Origin of the sequence: Ruoffia tabacinasalis (genome assembly GCF_005864045.1) — a bacterium.
Classification (GTDB): Bacteria; Bacillota; Bacilli; order Lactobacillales; family Aerococcaceae; genus Ruoffia; species Ruoffia tabacinasalis.
This window is the reverse complement of record NZ_VBSP01000002.1, coordinates 26,595-47,022: the sequence shown is the minus strand read 5'-3', so window position 1 is coordinate 47,022 and position 20,428 is coordinate 26,595. Positions and strand designations below refer to the sequence as shown.

The 20,428-nt window shown below is 37.1% G+C and carries 19 protein-coding genes; 17 read left to right on the top strand and 2 right to left on the bottom strand.

The annotated features are described in order from the left end of the window. The first annotated feature begins 8 nt into the window (after positions 1-8). The 4 genes from FEZ33_RS01160 to FEZ33_RS12965 all read left to right on the top strand — a co-directional run bounded on the left by FEZ33_RS01160 (position 9) and on the right by FEZ33_RS12965 (position 2,474). Positions 9-299 carry a hypothetical protein gene (locus FEZ33_RS01160; RefSeq protein WP_138403554.1) on the top strand — a complete coding sequence of 97 codons (291 nt, stop codon included), beginning with the start codon at positions 9-11 and terminating at the stop codon, positions 297-299. Between the two features lie 12 nt (positions 300-311). Further along, the gene (locus FEZ33_RS01155) at positions 312-566 is read left to right on the top strand and encodes a holin (RefSeq protein WP_171031231.1); all 255 of its coding nucleotides are present in this window, start codon (positions 312-314) and stop codon (positions 564-566) included. Between the two features lie 71 nt (positions 567-637). Beyond that, positions 638-2,062: a glucosaminidase domain-containing protein gene (locus FEZ33_RS01150; protein WP_328590758.1), complete on the top strand. Its 1,425-nt coding sequence runs from the start codon at positions 638-640 to the stop codon at positions 2,060-2,062. Between the two features lie 160 nt (positions 2,063-2,222). Continuing rightward, the gene (locus FEZ33_RS12965) at positions 2,223-2,474 is read left to right on the top strand and encodes a DUF5960 family protein (protein ID WP_369122673.1); all 252 of its coding nucleotides are present in this window, start codon (positions 2,223-2,225) and stop codon (positions 2,472-2,474) included. A gap of 636 nt (positions 2,475-3,110) precedes the next feature. On the opposite strand, the gene FEZ33_RS01145 is transcribed toward FEZ33_RS12965, so the two are convergent. Then, positions 3,111-4,652 (bottom strand): ATP-binding cassette domain-containing protein, encoded by a 1,542-nt coding sequence (locus FEZ33_RS01145; RefSeq protein ID WP_138403551.1) that lies wholly within the window; start codon positions 4,650-4,652, stop codon positions 3,111-3,113. A 363-nt stretch (positions 4,653-5,015) separates the two neighbouring features. Between FEZ33_RS01145 and FEZ33_RS01140 the strand changes: the two genes are divergently transcribed. Next, positions 5,016-7,361, top strand: coding sequence for an ABC transporter ATP-binding protein/permease (locus tag FEZ33_RS01140; protein ID WP_138403550.1), 2,346 nt, complete (start codon positions 5,016-5,018; stop codon positions 7,359-7,361). Between the two features lie 294 nt (positions 7,362-7,655). On the opposite strand, the gene FEZ33_RS01135 is transcribed toward FEZ33_RS01140, so the two are convergent. Next, positions 7,656-8,879, bottom strand: a complete 1,224-nt coding sequence (locus FEZ33_RS01135; protein ID WP_138403549.1) for an NADH-dependent flavin oxidoreductase — start codon at positions 8,877-8,879, stop codon at positions 7,656-7,658. A gap of 163 nt (positions 8,880-9,042) precedes the next feature. Between FEZ33_RS01135 and FEZ33_RS01130 the strand changes: the two genes are divergently transcribed. From FEZ33_RS01130 to FEZ33_RS01075, 12 genes are all read left to right on the top strand, one after another. After that, positions 9,043-9,831, top strand: a complete 789-nt coding sequence (locus tag FEZ33_RS01130; RefSeq protein WP_138403548.1) for a hypothetical protein — start codon at positions 9,043-9,045, stop codon at positions 9,829-9,831. Positions 9,832-9,849: 18 nt separating this feature from the next. Beyond that, positions 9,850-10,989 (top strand): anhydro-N-acetylmuramic acid kinase AnmK, encoded by a 1,140-nt coding sequence (gene anmK, locus FEZ33_RS01125; protein WP_138403547.1) that lies wholly within the window; start codon positions 9,850-9,852, stop codon positions 10,987-10,989. A 169-nt stretch (positions 10,990-11,158) separates the two neighbouring features. Then, positions 11,159-11,479: a PTS lactose/cellobiose transporter subunit IIA gene (locus tag FEZ33_RS01120; RefSeq protein WP_138403546.1), complete on the top strand. Its 321-nt coding sequence runs from the start codon at positions 11,159-11,161 to the stop codon at positions 11,477-11,479. Positions 11,480-11,498: 19 nt separating this feature from the next. Then, positions 11,499-11,822 carry a hypothetical protein gene (locus tag FEZ33_RS01115; protein WP_138403545.1) on the top strand — a complete coding sequence of 108 codons (324 nt, stop codon included), beginning with the start codon at positions 11,499-11,501 and terminating at the stop codon, positions 11,820-11,822. A 12-nt stretch (positions 11,823-11,834) separates the two neighbouring features. Next, positions 11,835-12,152: a PTS sugar transporter subunit IIB gene (locus tag FEZ33_RS01110; protein ID WP_138403544.1), complete on the top strand. Its 318-nt coding sequence runs from the start codon at positions 11,835-11,837 to the stop codon at positions 12,150-12,152. Positions 12,153-12,164: 12 nt separating this feature from the next. Further along, positions 12,165-13,514, top strand: a complete 1,350-nt coding sequence (locus FEZ33_RS01105) for a PTS sugar transporter subunit IIC (RefSeq protein ID WP_138403543.1) — start codon at positions 12,165-12,167, stop codon at positions 13,512-13,514. A gap of 66 nt (positions 13,515-13,580) precedes the next feature. Continuing rightward, positions 13,581-14,675: a DUF871 domain-containing protein gene (locus FEZ33_RS01100; RefSeq protein ID WP_138403542.1), complete on the top strand. Its 1,095-nt coding sequence runs from the start codon at positions 13,581-13,583 to the stop codon at positions 14,673-14,675. 26 nt (positions 14,676-14,701) lie between these two features. After that, complete coding sequence (locus tag FEZ33_RS01095; protein WP_138403541.1) at positions 14,702-15,553, top strand: MurR/RpiR family transcriptional regulator; 852 nt, start codon at positions 14,702-14,704, stop codon at positions 15,551-15,553. A gap of 146 nt (positions 15,554-15,699) precedes the next feature. Beyond that, complete coding sequence (gene ppdK / locus FEZ33_RS01090) at positions 15,700-18,321, top strand: pyruvate, phosphate dikinase (RefSeq protein ID WP_138403540.1); 2,622 nt, start codon at positions 15,700-15,702, stop codon at positions 18,319-18,321. 34 nt (positions 18,322-18,355) lie between these two features. Further along, complete coding sequence (locus tag FEZ33_RS01085; RefSeq protein ID WP_138403539.1) at positions 18,356-18,976, top strand: helix-turn-helix transcriptional regulator; 621 nt, start codon at positions 18,356-18,358, stop codon at positions 18,974-18,976. Further along, positions 18,976-19,812: a pyruvate, water dikinase regulatory protein gene (locus tag FEZ33_RS01080; protein WP_138403538.1), complete on the top strand. Its 837-nt coding sequence runs from the start codon at positions 18,976-18,978 to the stop codon at positions 19,810-19,812. The genes FEZ33_RS01085 and FEZ33_RS01080 overlap by 1 nt, the downstream gene beginning before the upstream one ends. A 159-nt stretch (positions 19,813-19,971) precedes the next feature. Next, positions 19,972-20,424, top strand: coding sequence for a MarR family winged helix-turn-helix transcriptional regulator (locus FEZ33_RS01075; RefSeq protein WP_138403537.1), 453 nt, complete (start codon positions 19,972-19,974; stop codon positions 20,422-20,424). Positions 20,425-20,428: the final 4 nt, after the last annotated feature.

Here is a 20,428-nt window from a genome sequence, read left to right as displayed (position 1 = left end):
CGTGAAAAATGCAAATTGATTTAAATCTTATTGCTATGTGGGCAGGTGCTATCGCAACAATCTGGAGCATGATTAGATTGGTCGTAACACCTTTTAAAAATGCCATCACCAAAAATGACCAGACGATGAAGTCACTGGAAAAGGCGATTGATGCACTCACATACGATTTGAAAGATTCACAAAAAGATAGAGAGAAAATTCACAAAATATTGGACGTACATACAAGAAAAATTGGTGATTTGGAAGATGATGCCATTCGTAATACCGAGCGTATTAATACGTTGTTTAAACAGAGATAAGGAGTGAATATATTGATAGAAATATTAGATAATGCCGTTATTGTTGCTGGAGCGCTAGTGTTCATCATCAACGGTATCGTGGAAGTCATTAAACAAGCTACAGACTTAGATAACAAATACATCCCCTTATTATCGCTTGTAATTGGTTTTGGGATAGGCGTAGCGATTGCCTTAGGGTTTAACTTACCACTCGCAGAAACTATTCTAGCGGGCGGTATTGGCGGATTAGGAGCAAGTGGGTTATACGATAATTTTAAGAGTGTCTAATGGCACTCTTTTTTATATGGAGGTAATTAAATGGTACTAACGGAACAACAAGTACGAGAAAAGTTAAAAACATACGCACCACTCGTGCAAAATACGATTCGCCTATTTCAGTAGCTACACGCTTAGCGCAACTTATCGTGGAATCGCAAATGTTTACATCGGAACTTGCACTTAAATCAAATAACGGATTTGGGATAAAGGCATCTGCACCATGGACAGGTGATAGCGTACCACATGTATCGGGTGAAGTAGGCGGAGCGAGAGAATCGGAGTTTAGAAAATATCCATCGCATGAAGCTTCAATAAAAGATCATGCGGAGTTCTTTACGTCAACACCTTTTAGACAGACGGATAAGGTTTATGGACTAGCTATTAAAGCGACCAATTATAAAGACGAAGCAAAATATCTGGCGCCGAAATTTAAAGGGGATATGTATTCTTACGCAGGTGATCCTAATTATGCAACGAAACTTATAGATAAAGTGGAGAGATATAACTTAACGCAGTACGACACAAAGAAAGGAAATGATACAATGAGTTTTCCAAGACCAAAAATGACAGACAGACGCAAACAAGCCTTAGGTTATCCGGGTAGTGGAGCTTATGCTAAACGTTCGGTGAGTGCAATTAAGAACATCGTATGGCACTACACTGCAACTAAACACGAAGGCAATGGTGCAACGATCATCAAGAATCACGAACGCTATTGGCGAAATACGTATGGTTGGGATATTGGTGGCTACCATTATTACATTGACCGACAAGGTAACATCTATTGGAACTATGATTTGGAGATTGTGACATACGGCGCAGGAAGATTAAACCCGCAACTTATGCACATCTCGTGTGAGGCAAGTTCGGCGAGCAATTACACATCAGCGCAAGTTAAAGCACGTGAAGCGTTAACGTTATGGCTAATGAGTGAACCGCTGAAACACCTAGGCGGTCAAGACATGCGAGGACACAAGGAAATTCCTTATAACTCAACGTCATGCCCGGGATATTCGGTAGCCGAATTAAATCAATATCGTAAAGATTTATCGGCTAAGTTAAAAGCTGGAAGTAAACCTGTTGATCCGAATAATCCTCAAGGTATGGCAACGACACCATTCAAGGACTACAAAGAACCACGCTTACCGTTTGATGAACTTAAAAAGGGCGATACAGTGACCTTAGATACTAATTGGCAATGGGCCGATTTGACTAAACGTCAGCTATTGGCTTCGCCAAAATATAAAGAATTACTAGGTACTAAGGATAAAATTTCCGAAGTTATCAAGTTAGATAAACCTGGCAACCACTCTAAGGTGGCGTACAGATTAGAGAAATACAATTCGATTATATTAGAAGAATACTTAGAAGAATCTAAACGAAGCTGGGAACTGAAACCAGTCGAAGTTGAAACACCCGAAGAAGTTAAACAGAAATACGAAGAACTTCAAGAAGGTGAGTATATTGATAATGACGGTGTTGTATGGGTGTGGGGCAAGAAGTAAAATACATAGCTTGAGATGGTTGTGTATTTATTATACAATATATGTATATGATCAATAGGAGTGCTAATTATAGTCCTCTGAAAAAATAACCCCACTTCATTGCGAGGTGGGGCTTTTTTTATGCAATCATTCATTTACAAACCAAACACTTGTTCGTATAATGACAGTGAGGTGTATAATTATGAAAATAGATATGTTAGGTCCAGAGTTTAATAAATTCAGTGAAATATTTGATAAGTTGTACGTAGGTCGCGAACCATTATATGCAATCATAACAAATTTGGAAAATATGATGACAGCAAATAAAATAAATTTTTTCAAGCTACCAGCATTCAAATCAAAAGATTCTCGTAATCACTATTTTATCTTTAAAGTTGTGGACGACAGGTATGTTTTCTCGTATCTTAAGTAACAAAAAATGCCCCTTGATAAATGGGGCGATTAAGGGGCAAATTTCACTTAGTTTTATCTTAGCTAGTACTAGTTAGTAAATTTCAGAACATTGAACTGATGCGGTTATCCGAGGTTGGAATACTTGAGAAAATTTATCGTTTGGTTTCTGTATACCCTGCAGTTCAAGAAGCTTAATTATCATTAATTAAGGATCAATTGAAATAAGCCAGTTTAGACGAATTAAAAGTCTAAACTGGCTTATTTTTTTTGCTTTGTTTTGAGGAGTAGGTTTGCTGATTAAATCAAATATAAATGCCGTAATCAAGCATTCGAAAAAGAATTCGAGTGCATGTTTAGTCGTAATCAAGCATTCGAAAAGAATTCGAGTGCACGATTAGTCGTAATCAAGCACTCAAAAAGAATTCGAGTGCATGTTTAGTCGTAATCAAGCATTCGAAAAGAATTCGAGTGCACGATTAGCCGTAATCAAGTACTCGAAAAAAATTCGAATACTTGATTAACATAATATACTGGTCCTATGAACGTGGACAACCAGAGACATGTCCATTTCATTCGTGGGCTCATTTCATTCTGAAAAAATTTAAGCAGACTCATATATAGAACCCAAAAGCTTATGAAGACTAATCAAAGTTGTCTACTCCTCAAACATATCACTTCGATCAACAAAACCATCTGATGTTAATTCAACAATTCGATTACATACAGCTTGTAAAAAGCGCCGGTCATGCGACACTGTGATGATTACGCCAGGAAAGTCCTTAAAGACCTGTCTTAATTCACCCTGCGATGTGGGTGAAAAGTTTCTTGACGGCTCATCTAATAACAAAACATTTTGTCTCTGTAGATCAAATTTTAGTAAGAAAAGTTTTGCTCTTTGGCCACCAGAAAGGGCGTTGATAGAATGCGACATTTCATCAGGCAGAAACTTCATGCTGCCTAAGTAAGTCATAATTTGTGTTCTTTCTTCAGCCGATCCAGTTTCACTTAAGAAACTAATTGGGGTATCTTCGGGTGAAAGGATGTCATCATAATTTTGTGGCATATAGCCAACTTTTACTGCTTCAGTATTCGCTAATTTTTGCTCGATTTTCTTTAAGAATGTACTTTTTCCGATACCATTTTGCCCGATAATTCCGATCTTGTCAGAACCATTTACAGTCAGTTCCAGATTTTTGGTTAAAACATCGCCATCAATATCAATCGTTTCATTATATAGATGAAGAATTTGTTTACCATGTGGAACAGGCTGGGTATTCGAAAAGCGAATATCAATGGGATCTTCTTTTATTGGGACTTCGTCAAAATTTTCAGTTTCCCGGTCATATCGATTCCCCGTAGATTTGACTGCTTTCATTTTCTTAGCAAGTAATCTACCAGCGGTTGCATCATGCGCAGCTCTTAACTGTTGAGTCACGCTTTGTTCGATGCGATGGTGTCGCGCCATCTTTTTGTCGTGTTCTTCGCGCTGCTTCAAAGAAATTTTCATTTGTTGATTAAACTTAGATTCTTTTTGGCCAATGTATTCACTATAAGGTAGGTTAGCAAAGGTTGCTACAGGGCGTTCTTTGTGTTGCAATCTTTCAAGATGCAAGACACTTGTAGCAGTTTCTTCCAACAGGGCTTCATCATGGGAGATAAAGATGACCGTTTGTGTTGTATTTTTTATAAAATTCGTCAACCAATTCAAAGTTTCGATATCTAAATCATTGGATGGTTCATCTAATAGTAATAAATCACAGCCGATCATGAGCAATTTAAGAAGTTGAACTTTAATGCGTTCGCCACCAGAAAGTGATTTCAGTGTTTGCTGGGAGTATAGTCTGTCAATATCAAAGGCAAGTTGACTCCCGTATTTATATAATTCAGTGTAATCAAGTGTTGCGACGTCTATATCCGCAAAGAAAAATGATTCGATCTCTTCTTGTAATAATTCTTCCGGTAGAGCTTGTGGTAGATAGCCTACTTTACTAAACTCATTGACCAGCTCACCAGAAATATCTAAGTAACTGTGGATGTGATTTTGTTGTAAGATATAGTGCAGCAATGTTGATTTACCATTACCTTCTTGTCCAATAATCGCGAGTTTATCACCCGAATTCACCACGAAGTTGACATTTTCCATTAAAATCGATAAATCATATCGATGTCGTATAGTTAAATTTTTAATTTGTAACATAAATATTCACCTCATATTCAAAAAAACGGCCGACTACAATGAGATTGCAGCACGGCCGTTTTTAGGAAAGGGCATATTAGTAGGCAGTTTGGTATACCAAAAAAGCCTGTAGGATGCACAATTATCATCTAAAAAAGACCGCAAAAAATAAACCTTGTGTGTCTATTTTCCTAAAGCTGCTTTTTTAGATAATAATCATTTGTACACCACCTATCTTTTTATTATTCAAAATGTACCACAAAGTCAGATTTTTTACAAATATTTTCTTAAAAAGGGATTAATTAATGTAGAGTCAATAAATCAGTGGTAAAGTAAAAGGTGGACATAAATTCAATCTTAAAATATATATAAAGGAAGTGAAGTATGCTAGAGTTAAAAAATCTCAAAAAAGTATACAAAGTAGGAAATACAGTTACGAAAGCATTAGATGATGTATCTGTTGCGTTTCGTCAAAAAGAATTCGTAGCAATTCTTGGGCCAAGTGGTTCAGGGAAGACAACGTTTCTAAACGTGGTCGGTGGACTTGACCGCTACGATAGTGGAGATATGATTATTAATGGACAATCAACAAAATCTTTTAAAGATACAGATTGGGACGCTTATCGAAATAACTCTATTGGTTTTGTTTTCCAGAGTTATAATTTAATTAGTCACCTAGGCATCACTGATAATGTGGAATTAGGTATGACTTTGAGTGGTGTTTCGAAAGAGGAAAAACGTCAAAAAGCGGAAGATGCCTTAAGACGAGTAGGTTTGGGAGACCACTTAAATAAAAAACCAAATCAATTATCCGGAGGACAAATGCAACGTGTAGCCATTGCTCGTGCGTTAGCAAATGATCCAGATATTTTACTATGTGATGAACCCACAGGGGCATTAGATTCAGATACTGGTATTCAAATTATGGAGTTAATTCAAGAACTATCACTTGAGAAATTAGTGATTATGGTCACACATAACCCTGAATTAGCAGAAAATTATGCTAGCCGAATCATTGAGTTTAGCGATGGGCAAATGGTGGGGGACTCAAATCCATATGACAATACGGTTGAAGCAGATAAATTAAATTTAAAACGTACTATGATGAGCTATTTTACAGCATTAAGCTTATCATTTAAAAATATTTGGACTAAAAAAGGACGGACGTTCCTAACTGCATTTGCATCCAGTATCGGAATCATCGGAATAGCAGTCGTCCTATCTTTATCAAATGGTTTCCAAAAGCAAATTGACCAAACACAAGCAGAAACATTAGCGCAGTTTCCGATTACGATTTCTCAAATTGCTCAAGATACATCCGCAGAGAATCTGACGAATATTCAAGATAGCGGCAAACCTTTTCCTGAGACATCAGAAGTAGTCGCAGATGTGGATCCGAGAGAGAATTTACAACATATTAATCCAATTGATGAAAAATTTATTGATTACGTGGAAAATATTGATCCGGATTTGAGTCAACATATTAACTATGCGCGTAGCACGCAGTTGAATTTAATGCGCGAGATTGATGGCGAGCCACAAGTGGTTCAATTTTCAAATGTTGATAGTGAAAATCAAACCACCGGTGATATGATGAATATGGTCTCAAGTATGACCGGTGTTGGAGTTTCAACATTCCCGCATAACTTAGATTCCGGCAACAATACATTTTTACAAGATAACTATGATGTCCTTTCTGGAAATTATCCAACCAATGAAAATGAAGTCGTCCTAATTGTCGATGAGAATAACGAAGCGAACTTACATGGCTTGAATAATTTAGGATTTGAAGTAGAGGAAAGTGACGCGATTCCATTTGAAGATATTGTCGGAACTGAAATTGCCTTAGTTTATAATAATGCTTACTATGAAGAGTTACCTACAGGTAATTATGTACCAAACCAAGATTTAGAAGAAGTTTACAATAATGATTTAAATGAAATAATCACAGTGTCAGGAGTTCTTCGAATTAAAGAAGACTCACCAATGGACTTATTAGCTCCAGGTATTGCATATAGTGATTTACTCGCTCAAAAAGTTGTGAATGAAAATCAAGAATCTGATGTTGTTCAAGCACAGGAAGATTCCGATGTTAATGTGATGACGAACGAACCTCTAGAAGGTGAATCAAAAGATCAATTAATGACTTTCTTAGGTGCCAATGAAATACCAAATACAATTATGATTTATCCAAACAACTTCGAAGCTAAAGATGAAGTCCTAGCTTATCTTGATGAATTTAATGAAGGTAAAGATAATGAAGATAAAATCATTTACTCTGACTTAGCTGGTACGATGACAGAATTAACGGGTGGCTTAATGGATGCGATCACGTATGTGTTAATCGCCTTTGCTGCTATTTCATTAATTACAAGTATGATTATGATTAGTATAATTACTTACACGTCTGTACTTGAAAGAACGAAGGAGATTGGTGTACTGAAAGCCTTAGGTGCTCGTAAGAAAGATATCACACGCGTATTTGATGCTGAAACATTAATTCTTGGAGTCTTCTCAGATGTTATAGGAATCGTCGTCGCTTACTTACTGACGTTCCCAATAAACTCAGTGATCGAATCGTTGACGGAATTACCTAATGTTGCCCAACTAGATCCAGTACACGCACTCGTATTGGTAATCATCAGCACGATCCTAACTGTACTAGGTGGACACATTCCTGCTAAAATGGCAGCCAATAAAGACGCGGCGATTGCTTTACGAGCAGATTAATCGGTTTATGGGGATTTATCGACTCAAAGTGATGCTTTTCGCTCAAAAGCGATACTATGGAAACTCAAAGTGGCGCTTTTCGCCCAAAAGCGATACTATGAAAACTCAAAGTGACGCTTTTCGTTCAAAAGCGATACTATGAAAACTCAAAGTGATGCTTTCCGCTCAAAAGCGATACTATGAAAACTCAAAGTGTCACTTCCACCCAAAAAATCAACAAATTAAGTAGGAATCACATTAAATTTCCTGCCTAAACACAAAAACGACTCAATCGCATCGGATTGAGTCGTTTTTTTATTTGAATTCTTTAAAGTAACTCGTTTCGTCTTGTTCAGTCAGTTTACGCAATTCATCGCGCGTTTCTTGAGGTAACGATCCACCGAAGTCCATAAATTCGATTAAATCTTTGAAAGCGCGTCTTGGAATTGCCAAGTCAGACAGCTCATCTAATTCAAAGCCAAGTCCAATATCATCTTCCTTACCATTTTCTAGCTTTTGAACAAAATCTGGTTCAGTAACAAACACGGATGACATTCCGATCATGTCAGCATTTTCTAAAGCTTCTAACGCTTTATCGGGATCATTAATCCCACCTGTTGCGATGACTGGAACACGTCCATTAATATGATCATAAACTGCTTTGTTAACTAATTCGCCTTCGTGTTTTCCAGCGCGGGCAGTTGCTTTATAAATATCGCGCCCCCAGCTAGCAATCGCATAGTATTGAATATCCGACACCTCTAATAACCAGTCAAAATATTGATTAAACTCATCTACAGTATAACCAACTTCAGATCCACGTGTTTCCTCAGGAGTTCCTCTAAAGCCAAGAATAAAGTTTTCAACACCAGACTCATCAATAGCACCTTGAACAGCTTTCATCACTTCAACACCGAAACGGGCACGATTTTCCAAAGTTTGAGAACCGTATTCGTCATCACGTTCATTTGAGAAAGGTGAGAAGAACTGTTGTGGTAAAAGACGCTGAGCATTCGAAATTTCAACTCCGTCAAATCCAGCTTCAATGGCACGGCGTGTCGCATCAGCATATTGTTGAATCACGTGGTTAATTTTTCTTTTAGACATAGGTAAGACTTCATGCTCGACAGGAGTTTTTAAACTCATATGACTTGGTCCGTATACTACACCGTAATCACGCAATGTCACTTTCGCAAAACGACCGGCATGAGTTAATTGTAGTATGGCTTTCGCACCATCTTTTTTCATAGCTTCGGCCCATTTAGATAATCCATAGATATAACTATCATCACGAACACTCGGTCCAAACTCGAACAATTGCGCATAATCTTCGATATATGCAGCAGTAGTTATTTGTAGGGGCGCAGATTTACTTCGTCTTTCGGCATAAAGAGTTTCTTCCTCAGTGACATAACCTTCTCGAGAAGATGCGTTCGTTGTTAATGGGTTTAATGAGAAACGGTTTGCAATCTCGATTCCATTAGGTAAACGAAGGGGATCGAAAAGTGGGGCGTATTTTTTGTTAATTTGGTTAGACATTGGATCCTCCTATTAATTTATATTTTATCAATTGTATCATAGAGCTAACAAAGCGACCACTCACACGCTTACAAAATAACTCATATTATTACCACACTGAAAGGGATTTCAGTATAATAAAACAAGATAGGTTGCTGTTTTATATGAAAGGGTGGAAATAAAAATGAAAAATATGATAAAAGGTTTAGTCATGTTACTCCTATTCACAATGTTCGTTCCCTTAATGAATCATGTTCATGCAACATCAGAAACAAGCAGTACAGATGCAGAGATGGTACCAGAGTGGGGAATTACACTGTTTGAAGACAAAGCTCAAGAGAATAAGATGTTAGATCGTGCTTGGGAAGATTATCAAACCGCTATCGAATACTATCAATTAGCAGACTTAGAAACGATGGATCCAGGAACGTCATATGCTCAAGTAATTGGTACGTATAATCCAGATGAAGATATTGAAGTTAAAGAAGAATCGGCTGAAGACGGAACAGCAACAATTAGTTATATTTATCGAGCGGAAGAAGGGGATTTAAATCCAAACACCGGTATTGAAGACTGGGCTCAAGTTGATTTTTATTTTGTGAATGAGAATTTAATCTATACTGGGATTACTACTTTATCACTTGCCTTCATGGCAGAAGGATTAGTCTCAACTACTGACCATTCAGCTTTAGTATCTGACAATGCCAGTGTAGAAGAACTGGCTGAGGTTGAAAATTTTGAATTAAATGGCTTTGGACAAATCAAAGTAGACGGTGAGTATGCGTATGGAGTAGGCTATCCAAAAGAGTCAGACAATATTGGTGAAGGAGGTTTATTAATTATTCAAGATGGACAAGTTGTGGGTGACTCAACAGCTACTTTTGAAGATTTAATGGCCTATAGTTTTTCAGGATTCATATATTTAATGCTTGTTTCGCAAGTGGATAATCAAGTCTTTGAACCTGCGCAATAAATAAAGAGGAGGTCGTTTATGCTTTCAGTTGGAATTATGTCGGGGACATCTTTAGACGGAGTCGATGTCGCCTTATGTGAAATATTAGGCTCCGGAACGGATACGAGTGTGCGTTTTATTGAATTTGATACGTATGATTTACCTCAAGCAATTCAAGAAAAAGTTCGTCAATGTGCTGCAAATGAGTTCATTCGACCAGCCGATTTGTCATCGCTAAACTTTGAATTAGGTGAATTGTTTGCTGATGGAGTTAAACAAATTTGTCAAAAAGCTGGGATCGAAACAACTGAGTTGGACTTTGTTGCCAGTCACGGTCAAACAATTTACCACCATCCTTTTCCTAATAATGAATACGTTGCAAATACAATGCAATTGGGTGAAAGTGGCGTCATCGCAGCACGTTGTGGCTGTACAGTGATTAGTGATTTTCGCGTGATCGATGTTGCATTAGGTGGGCAAGGAGCCCCTTTAGTTCCATATTCTGAGTACGTAGTGTACGCAGATAAGAATAAATCCAGAGGTTTACAAAATCTTGGTGGCATAGGAAATATTACAATCGTTCCAAATACAATGGATTCCAACGATATTGTAGCATTTGATACAGGACCAGCAAATATGATGATTGACTCGGCAATGAAACATTATTTTCAGAAAAACTATGATAATGGGGGAGAATCAGCCTTGAATGGTGAATTCATTCCTCAACTCCAAGCTGAATTGAAAGGTCATCCATATTTAAAGTTACCCATTCCAAAATCAACAGGTCGAGAAATGTTTGGCGATGATTATGTGGCGTCTATATTAGAAAGATATAAATCAAGTAAAGCAGAAGATGTCGTGGCGACACTAACTTGGTTCACAGCGTATTGCATCAGTTATCACTACTACGAATACGTAGAGAAAATACATACTCTCGATGAATTAATCATTTCTGGTGGGGGAAGTCATAATAAAGCCATAAGAAAGTATTTGTCAGAATTAATGCCAGAAGTGTCTATTTTAGTTCAGGAGGATATTGGGTACAATTCAGATGCGAAAGAAGCGATTGCGTTTGTTATATTAGCCAACGAAACTCTTCATAAACAACCGTCAAATGTCCCAAGTGCCACTGGCGCTTCAAAACCAGCCATCCTAGGTAAAATTCAATACGCACCTTAAATATTATAATAGCTCAACAAGCTCAAAACCTTGTTGAGTTTTTTGCTGATTATTGAAGAAAATTTCATTTATCTTTAAAATACACGAAATGATATTTCAATTTAAGTAAATGTATGTTATTATCAATGTGTGAAAACGCATTCATTTAAAATGAGACAGGAGCGATGAAATGGAAGAAATTATTTTCGAGATTATTTCTAATGGAGGCAATGCGAAGTCATTAGCCTATGAAGCAATCGAAGCGTCAGAAAAAGGGGAGTACGAGAAAGCCGAGGAATTACTTGTTGAGGCGAATGAGTTTTTGAAAGAAGCACATAAAGTACAAACAAGCATTATTACGGATGAAGTGAATGGAAACCATATTACGGTTTCAGTTTTATTCGTCCATGCCCAAGATCACTTGATGACTGCGATGGAAGTAAGGGATTTAGCGAATATACTCATTAGACAGAATAAACGATTGAATGAGTTGGAGAAGAAATTAAGTTAAGCATAAAAGGTGAAAGGTGATGATGATGGCTAAAAACAAAGCAGAAACAAAAGCAAGAACGCAAGTTCCAACACTCAGTTTCAAAAATGCCTTTTTACTGATGTTGTATATATTTATAACATTTACCATTGGAATGACTATTATTGAATACATTCCAAGAAATATGCTTTTAGTAGTAATTACACTATTAAGTCTAGTCATTGGTTATGGTATAGGTTTTATCCAAGAAAAAATTCAAAACAAAAAGAAACTAGGTAAAGCTTTTCTTTGGTTAGGGGGCGTGTTTTCAGTCTTAGCTTTTGTCATGTTATTTGGAATTTATTATGCTGCTGTCTTATTTTAAGGAGGAATTAGAATGAAAATATTATTAGTTTGTGCCGGTGGAATGTCGAGTGCCATTGCTGCGAAGTCGTTGAAAGAAGCAGCTCAAAAAGATGGTTTGGATTTTGAAGTTAATGAAATAAGTACTTCTGCCTTTTCTGATGAAGTAGGAAGAGAGTATGATTTAGCATTAGTAGCACCGCAAGTGCGTCACAGATTTGATACGTTTAAAGCAGATGCTGACAAAGCCAATGTGCCAATCTTATTAATTGCACCTAAAGGTTATTCACCCATCGGTGGGAAATTTTTATTAGAGCAAATTAAAAAAGAAGCCAGTGATTTATTCAACTAAGGAGGATAAAAAATGTTTGAAAACATAGCGAATTGGATTGATTCACATCTTTCGACACCGATGGCAAAATTAGGTGAGCAACGTCACTTAAGAGCCATTCGTGATGGTATAGTTGCGACATTACCGATCATTATTGTTGCTTCTATGTTTATGGTTATTGCCTTTTTACCAAACTCATTACCTGAATCATGGGGTATTTCAAATTGGATTATGGAGAATCAATTCAAGATTCTATTACCTTATAGAATGTCAATGTACATTATGACCTTATATGCTGTCTTTGGAATTGGGTATTCTTTAGCAAAATCTTACGATTTAGATGCTTTATCAGGCGGGATTTTAGCAGAATTAGCTTATCTATTAACTGTTATCCCGGTGATGATTCCTGCAGTCACTGATGGCGTGACTGAATTAGCTACACAGAATCCTGAATTGGCAACTTATTTAGAACAAATTCCAGCTGGCTTTAATATTCCAATGGCAAATCTTGGATCCGGTGGGATGTTTATCGGGATACTGAGTGCCTTCTTCGCCGTTGAAGTGTATCGATTTACTCAACGTAGTGGTTTCAAGATTTCTATGCCAGAACAAGTTCCTGCTTCAGTGGCACGTTCATTTGAAGCCCTAACGCCAACCGCTATTATTCTAATTGTCGTATCAGCGATTACAATGTGGATGGAAATAGATGTTCACGGAATTATTGCAACATTTATGGAACCACTTATTTCAGCTTCTGACTCATTAGGTTCGGTATTACTATTAACGTTCTTAACGAATTTCTTCTGGATCTTTGGTATTCACGGTGCATCCATTGTTGGATCTTTAGCTCGACCTTTATGGTTAGTCCTTTTAGAGCAAAATACAACCGCATTAGCTGCGGGTGAAGCCATTCAGAATACAGCTCCAGAGCCATTTTATCAATGGTTTATCTATATCGGTGGTGCAGGAGCAACGATTGGTCTTGCATTATTACTTGCGGTCGCAACTAAATCTACTTATGGGAAAACCTTAGGTAAAACAGCGTTAGTTCCAGCAATCTTTAATATTAACGAGCCATTAATCTTCGGGGCACCAGTTGTCTTGAACCCAACATTAATGATTCCATTCACGGTTGCTCCAATGGTGAATGCTGTAATTGCCTGGTACGCAACAGAATGGGGATTTGTCAGTCGAACAGTCGCAAGTGCACCGTGGACGTTACCTGGCCCAATAGGAGCCTTTCTTTCTATGGGGAATGACTGGAGAGCAGCAGTACTAAATATTGTCTTAACACTCATCGCTGTCTTAATTTATTATCCATTTGTTCGTACTTATGACAACCAATTATTAGCCGAAGAACAACAAGATACAAGCGCAGAATAAAATATCATCACACATTCAAACGTCCTACTAATCTAGGGCGTTTATTAAGTAAAAAGGTAGGTAATTATGAGAAAACTAGGAATATCAATTTATCCAGAAAAAGATGACAGTCAACGTATCAAAGAATATATTAAAGCCGCTTCAGAAAGTGGCTTCAGTCGAATCTTTTCATGTCTTCTATCAGCTGATGGTGACAAAGATCAAATCATATCTGAATTTATAGAAGTGAATCAGTATGCTAAAGACCTTGGCTTTGAAATTATTGTTGATGTGGCCCCTCGTATCTTTGAGAAGTTAAACATAAGTTATGATGATTTATCATTCTTTAAAGAGATTGGGGCAGATGGCTTGCGTTTAGACATGGGCTTCACCGGAAGTGAAGAGGCTTTAATGACTTTTAATGAGCAAGATTTGCTGATTGAGATTAATATGAGTAATAATGTACATACGATTGATACCATCATGGACTATCAACCTAACCAATATAATTTAATCGCTTGTCATAACTTTTATCCACACCGTTATAGTGGTTTAGGAATCGATTTTTTCAAAGCATGTACAAAGCGATTTAGCCAATATGGGTTAAGAACGGCAGCCTTTATTACAAGTCAGAATAAAGATACATATGGACCTTGGCCAGTCACGGATGGTCTGCCAACATTAGAGATTCATCGGGAATTACCTTTAGATGTTCAATTAAAACATTATATTACATTAAACCTAATCGATGATATAATTATATCTAACTGCTTCCCAACAGAGGACGAATTACAAAAAGTAAAAGAATTAGATCTAACAATGCCGGTATTTAACGTTGATCCAATTGAGAATTTACCTGAAACTGAGACAGCTATTTTATTCGATACATTGCACTTTAACCGAGGCGATATCAGTGAAAATATGATTCGCTCTACCCAAAGCCGAGTAAAATACAAAGGACACCAGTTTGATGTCATAAATCCAGTAGAAGTCATCCGACGAGGTGATGTCATTATTGAAAGTAGTGAATACGGACATTATGCTGGAGAATTACAAATTGCCCTCAAAGATATGAAAAACAGCGGTAAGAGTAATGTTGTAGGAAGAGTAAGAGAAGAGGAAATATTTATCTTAGATGATATAAAACCTTGGCAAAAATTTAAACTTCAAGTAAATCGTTAATATTATAGAAAAGTGGTGAGGATTGTTTGGCTGAGACAAATATTATTGGCTTGATAAAATCAATCAAAGAGAGTTTACCTAAGGCGGAAAAGAAGATTGCTCAAGCAATTATAGATGCACCAGAAGACACAATCTATCTTTCAGCTAAGCAGTTGGGAGAAAAAGCGGGTGCCAGTGCTCCAACTGTGGTTCGTTTTTGTAGACGCTTAGATATTGATGGATTTACCCAGTTGAAACTCATGATTTCCAGCGAATTATCAAAATTAACCGATTCAGGTTACTCTGATATAAGTGAGGATGAGAATTTTTATGAAATTAAAGAAAAATTATTGGGGAATGCGCATCAATCTTTAGTTGATACAACATCATTAATTAAAGAAGAAGAAGTCAATGCTTCCATTCAGCAAATTGAAGAGGCAGATGTTATTTATGTATATGGAGTGGGATCCTCTCACCTCGTGGCAGAAAACTTTGCCCAAAAGTGGCGCCGTATTGGCAAGATAGCGATTGTTGAAAAAGATGCACATGTGATGATTACTCTCATAACAGGGAACCAACAAAAGGCTCTGTTCGTGGGTATATCTAACTCGGGTGAAACAAAAGAAGTGATAAAGTTATTGCAACTTGCAAATAAAGCAGGTTGTCAGACGATGGCGATTACACAGTTTGGAAAGAATAGTTTATCTGAAGAAGCCGACGTAACGATACGCCATGTTAGAGCGAATGAACAATTATATCGTAGCGCGGCGACTGCTTCTCTGCATGTACAGTTTTATGTCGTGGATATTTTATTTCACACTTATGCATCAAAACATTATGAAGATGCGATCGAACGAATTCTGCTTTCACGTAAAGCGATTAAAGATTACAATGACTAATTGTTTAACAGCCTATGCTTTAAGCATAGGCTGTTTCTTTATGCGAAACAATATATATATTGCAATCAATCATCATATGTCTTTTATATAATGCGTATTATATAATTGTATTTATGACGCATTAAATAATTTAGGAGGCATATATTATGCAACATGTATACGATTTTAATGAAGGAAGCCTAGAGATGAAAGAGTTATTAGGTGGTAAAGGGAGTAACTTAGCTGAGATGACGCGCTTAGGTTTACCAGTACCTAAAGGCTTTGTCATAACGACAGCAACATGTATCGATTATTTGGAACATGATGAGGAATTGGATTCAATGACACAATCAGAGATAAATGCTGCATTAATTCGCTTGGAGGAAAGTTCAAAGAAAGGATTTTCTGACACAGAAAATATACTCTTAGTTTCAGTTAGAAGTGGTGCGACGATTTCAATGCCAGGAATGATGGATACAATATTGAATGTAGGCTTGAATGATGCAAATGTTGCTTGCTTTGCACAAATCACACAAGATGAACGCTTTGCTTATGATTGTTATCGTCGACTTCTGCAAATGTATGGGAATGTTGTTTATGGTATTGATATGAAACACTTTGATAATATTTTAAATCAAGTTAAAAGAAATAAACGTTATAGCCAAGATTTCGAATTAACAGCTGATGATTTAAAAGATATGATTACGCAGTATAAAGAAATCTATATAAATCTTGCGGGTAAAGCATTCCCCCAAGATGTCAAAGCACAAATTATGGGTGCGGTTGAAGCGGTGTTTAAGTCATGGAACAATGATCGAGCCAAAATTTACCGAAAATTAAATAATATTCCAGATTCAATAGGAACGGCAGTAACAATTCAAGAGATGGTCTTCGGTAACAAGAACGAAGAAAGTGGTACGGGTGTTCTTTTCACAAGAAACCCATCAACAGGAGAAGACCAATTATATGGCGAATTCCTATTGAATGCTCAAGGTGAAGATGTAGTGGCTGGAATTCGCACACCCATCTCTATTAATCGTTTAAATGAAAGTATGCCAGAAATCTATACTGAATTACTAGACATGACTAATAAATTAGAACAACATTACAAAGACATGCAAGATGTGGAGTTTACAATCGAAGACCGAAAGTTACATCTACTGCAAACTCGTAATGGAAAGAGAGGGGCTAAATCAGCGTTCAAAATCGCCGCCGATTTTGTTAATGAAGGCATCTTAACTAAAGAAGAAGCCTTGTTAACGATTGATCCTGAATCGATTAATCAACTATTACATCCAACTTTTGATGAGAAAGACTTAGCTCAAGCTGAATTAGTGACAGACAATGGTCTGCCAGCGAGTCCAGGAGCAGCGACGGGGCACATAGTATTTGACGCTGAAACAGCGAAAGAATGGTCGGAACTAGGTAAACCTGTCATCTTAGTGCGTCATGAAACTTCACCCGAAGATATTGAAGGGATGAGTGTCAGTGAAGCAATCGTTACAAATCATGGTGGGATGACTTCTCATGCAGCTGTCGTTGCCCGAGGTATGGGGAAATGTTGCGTAGCAGGTTGTGATGTACTTGAGATTAATGAGGAGCAGAAATCTCTACGTTATCCTGGTGGTAGTTTAATTGAAGGGGATATCATCTCAGTCGATGGGGACACAGGTTCACTATATGTCGGAGCGATTCAAACGCGAAATTCAGATTTAGATGAGAATTACCATACTGTGATGTCTTGGGCAAATGACATTGCGACAGTAAAAGTTCGGATGAATGCAGAGACTCCTTTAGATATTCAAGCTGGTTTAGATTTTGGTGCGACAGGAATTGGACTCGTTAGAACTGAGCACATGTTCTTTCGACCAGAACCTTTGAGTGAATTACGTCGCTTTATCCTTTCTAACAGTGATAACGAAAGAAAAGATGCATTAGAATCGATTTTAATCCATCAACAAAATGACTTTAGAGAGATTTTTGAATTGATTCAAGATAAACCAACAGTCATACGTCTACTTGATATGCCATTACATGAATTTCTACCTAATTCAAAGCAAGACATTGAAATCGTTGCGAGCCAACAAAACGTTTCAGTTGAAGATATTTCGCAAAGGCTGACAGGTTTGAAAGAATTAAATCCAATGCTCGGACACCGTGGTTGCCGCTTAGCTATGACTTACCCAGGATTATATTTGATGCAGGCAGAAGCTATAATGTTAGCTGCCATTGAATTAAATAATAAAGATATAGCCGTTAAGCCTGAAATTATGATACCATTAGTAAGTACAGAGCGTGAAACGGCTTACTTAAGAGAAATTATCCAAGAGCGCATTGAAGCTCTATTAGAAGAACATCAAGTTCAATTAGCGTATACAATTGGAGCGATGATTGAAACACCTAGAGCAAGTTTAATTGCGGATAAAATTGCGCAACACAGTGACTTCTGTAGTTTTGGTACAAATGATTTAACACAAATGGCCTTTGGTTATTCTCGTGACGATGCAGGAAAATTCTTAAACCAGTATGTGAATGAAGGTGTACTCGCCTATGATCCATTTCAACGCGTGGATGAAGAAGGTGTAGGTGCATTACTCCAGATAGCGATTGAAAATATTAAGAAGGTAAACTCAACAATAAAATTAGGTATTTGTGGTGAGCATGGTGGAAACCCGAAATCAGTAGAATTATTTGCTTCATTAGGCTTTTCTTACGTGTCATGTTCACCTTACCGAATTCCAATCGCTCAAATGTCAGTAGCTCAAAGCGCAATCAAATTAAAACAATAAGCACGTTAGTAAGATGATAAAGTGAGGGACTAATATGAATTTCACACAACGGCAGAAACAAATTGTTGAAATTGTTAAAAGTAAAGAACCGGTAAGTGGTGATGTTATTGCTGAAGAGCTTGGTTTAGCAAAGTCGACGTTGAGAAGTGACTTGGCTGTCTTAACAATGACCGGGGTTCTGGATGCTAGACCGAAAGTCGGTTATATCTATTCAGGACTGGAACCTCAGTCACTTTTGTTTGAGCAATTTAATCAGTATAAAGTGGCGGACGTGATGATTCAACCCGTCATTGTTTACCCGGATACAATGGTAAATGATGCGATTACTTCATTATTCATGTACGATGTTGGTTCACTTTATGTAGCGGATTCAACGTCTAAAAGTCTCATCGGAGTTGTATCAAGAAAAGACTTACTAAGAAGTTTGATTGCAGGTCAAGCAGAGAAGACCGCCGTCGCAATTGTCATGACCCGTATGCCTAACATCATTGCGGTTACACCAGAAATGACGGTGCTGAAAGCAGCGGAATTAATATCCAATCATCAGATTGATTCTTTACCTGTAATTAGTTCAGACGATCAAGTTATTGGCAAGATGTCTAAGACGAATATAATTGATTTACTAGTTGAGTTAAGTTCAGAGGAGGATGCTTAATGCAAGAAAAAAATCACCAAACATTTTATGTTATATCAGATTCAGTTGGAGAAACAGCGATTAGGGTAACAAATGCCGCACTTGCACAGTTTCCGACTTTCACTGATTCAAGTGTTAAGCGATTTCCATTTATTAATACGTTAGAAGAATTAACTGAGATTTTAGAAGATGCACTAAAGCATCATGCCACAGTCGTTGCAACCTTAGTTAATGAAGACTTACATTATTTTACAAAAGAATTTACCCAAAAGAATGACTTGTTTTACTTTAATCCGATTCATGGTTTGATACAGCATATTTCAACGATCACTCACAAAGAACCGAGTGAACAGAGTGGAAGTTTACATAATTTGGATGATCAATACTTCAAACGAATTCAAGCCATTGAATTTGCGGTCAAATATGATGACGGTCAAAACCGACGCGGCTTTAAATTAGCTGATATCGTTATCTTAGGCGTTTCTCGTTCATCTAAGACGCCTTTAAGTATGTATTTAGCTAATAAAGGCTACAAAGTTGCGAATCTACCCATCTTTCCTGAGGCCAACATACCACAAGAAATTTTTGAAATTCCAAAAGAAAAGATATTTGGCTTATCAGCGTCGCCTAAATACATTAGTGACATTCGTAAAGAAAGAGTGAAGTTTCTAGGTCTAGATGAGAATGCGACCTATTCAAGTCTTGATCGTGTGAAAACTGAATTAATGTTTGCGAACGATTTATTCGATAAAGTTGACGCACATATCGTCAGTGTAGAAAATCAATCTATCGAAGAAATGGCCGAACATATTATACAAGAATATAAGAAATATCAATTGTATGAAACTGAGAAATAAACACGAGAACCAGCGATTTATAGCTGGTTCTTTTATTTTTAGATAATAAATCGTACTCATAGATTTATTTGAATGATTTACTTGAATTTATATAATAACTCGCTTATAATTAACAAGGTTAACTATTAACGAAGTTAAGTTATTTAAGGAGGTGTTATAGTGAAAAAGCGTCATTTAGTGCATCAGATGTACAACATGTCGCAAATGTTTTCTAGAGCTGCAGAAGTTCAAGGTCGGTCAGTGATGTCAAAAAGCGAGTTCAAGATACTGTTTCATGTATGGAAAACTCATCGAGAAGAAGATAAAATGTTGACCTCTCGTGAATTAGCTACTTTAATGAACGTATCTTCACCAGCAATATCTAGAACGGTCAAAGGCTTGGTTCAAAAAGAATGGCTGATTCAAGAAGATGACCCAGATGATCGCCGTAATATCTTTCTTAAATTATCAGATGAGGGAAAAGAAAATTATGAGCGAGCCATTCAACATATGGAAAACTCAATGAAAATTATTTTTGATGAGTTTACTGAAGAAGAGATCCGTGTCTTTCTCGATACAGGAGCTCGACTGACAAAAGTCTTAAATAAAATAAAAGAGGAAAGTGAGGAATAGTAAT

Excerpts from the sequence above, each read along its gene's own strand:
- FEZ33_RS01160 (WP_138403554.1), top strand. The coding sequence starts at position 9 with ATGCAAATTGATTTAAATCTTATTGCTATGTGGGCAGGTGCTATCGCA.
- FEZ33_RS12965 (WP_369122673.1), top strand. The coding sequence starts at position 2,223 with ATGACAGTGAGGTGTATAATTATGAAAATAGATATGTTAGGTCCAGAG.
- FEZ33_RS01145 (WP_138403551.1), bottom strand. The coding sequence starts at position 4,652 with ATGTTACAAATTAAAAATTTAACTATACGACATCGATATGATTTATCG.
- FEZ33_RS01140 (WP_138403550.1), top strand. The coding sequence starts at position 5,016 with ATGCTAGAGTTAAAAAATCTCAAAAAAGTATACAAAGTAGGAAATACA.
- FEZ33_RS01135 (WP_138403549.1), bottom strand. The coding sequence starts at position 8,879 with ATGTCTAACCAAATTAACAAAAAATACGCCCCACTTTTCGATCCCCTT.
- FEZ33_RS01130 (WP_138403548.1), top strand. The coding sequence starts at position 9,043 with ATGAAAAATATGATAAAAGGTTTAGTCATGTTACTCCTATTCACAATG.
- anmK (WP_138403547.1), top strand. The coding sequence starts at position 9,850 with ATGCTTTCAGTTGGAATTATGTCGGGGACATCTTTAGACGGAGTCGAT.
- FEZ33_RS01120 (WP_138403546.1), top strand. The coding sequence starts at position 11,159 with ATGGAAGAAATTATTTTCGAGATTATTTCTAATGGAGGCAATGCGAAG.
- FEZ33_RS01115 (WP_138403545.1), top strand. The coding sequence starts at position 11,499 with ATGATGATGGCTAAAAACAAAGCAGAAACAAAAGCAAGAACGCAAGTT.
- FEZ33_RS01110 (WP_138403544.1), top strand. The coding sequence starts at position 11,835 with ATGAAAATATTATTAGTTTGTGCCGGTGGAATGTCGAGTGCCATTGCT.
- FEZ33_RS01105 (WP_138403543.1), top strand. The coding sequence starts at position 12,165 with ATGTTTGAAAACATAGCGAATTGGATTGATTCACATCTTTCGACACCG.
- FEZ33_RS01100 (WP_138403542.1), top strand. The coding sequence starts at position 13,581 with ATGAGAAAACTAGGAATATCAATTTATCCAGAAAAAGATGACAGTCAA.
- ppdK (WP_138403540.1), top strand. The coding sequence starts at position 15,700 with ATGCAACATGTATACGATTTTAATGAAGGAAGCCTAGAGATGAAAGAG.
- FEZ33_RS01085 (WP_138403539.1), top strand. The coding sequence starts at position 18,356 with ATGAATTTCACACAACGGCAGAAACAAATTGTTGAAATTGTTAAAAGT.
- FEZ33_RS01080 (WP_138403538.1), top strand. The coding sequence starts at position 18,976 with ATGCAAGAAAAAAATCACCAAACATTTTATGTTATATCAGATTCAGTT.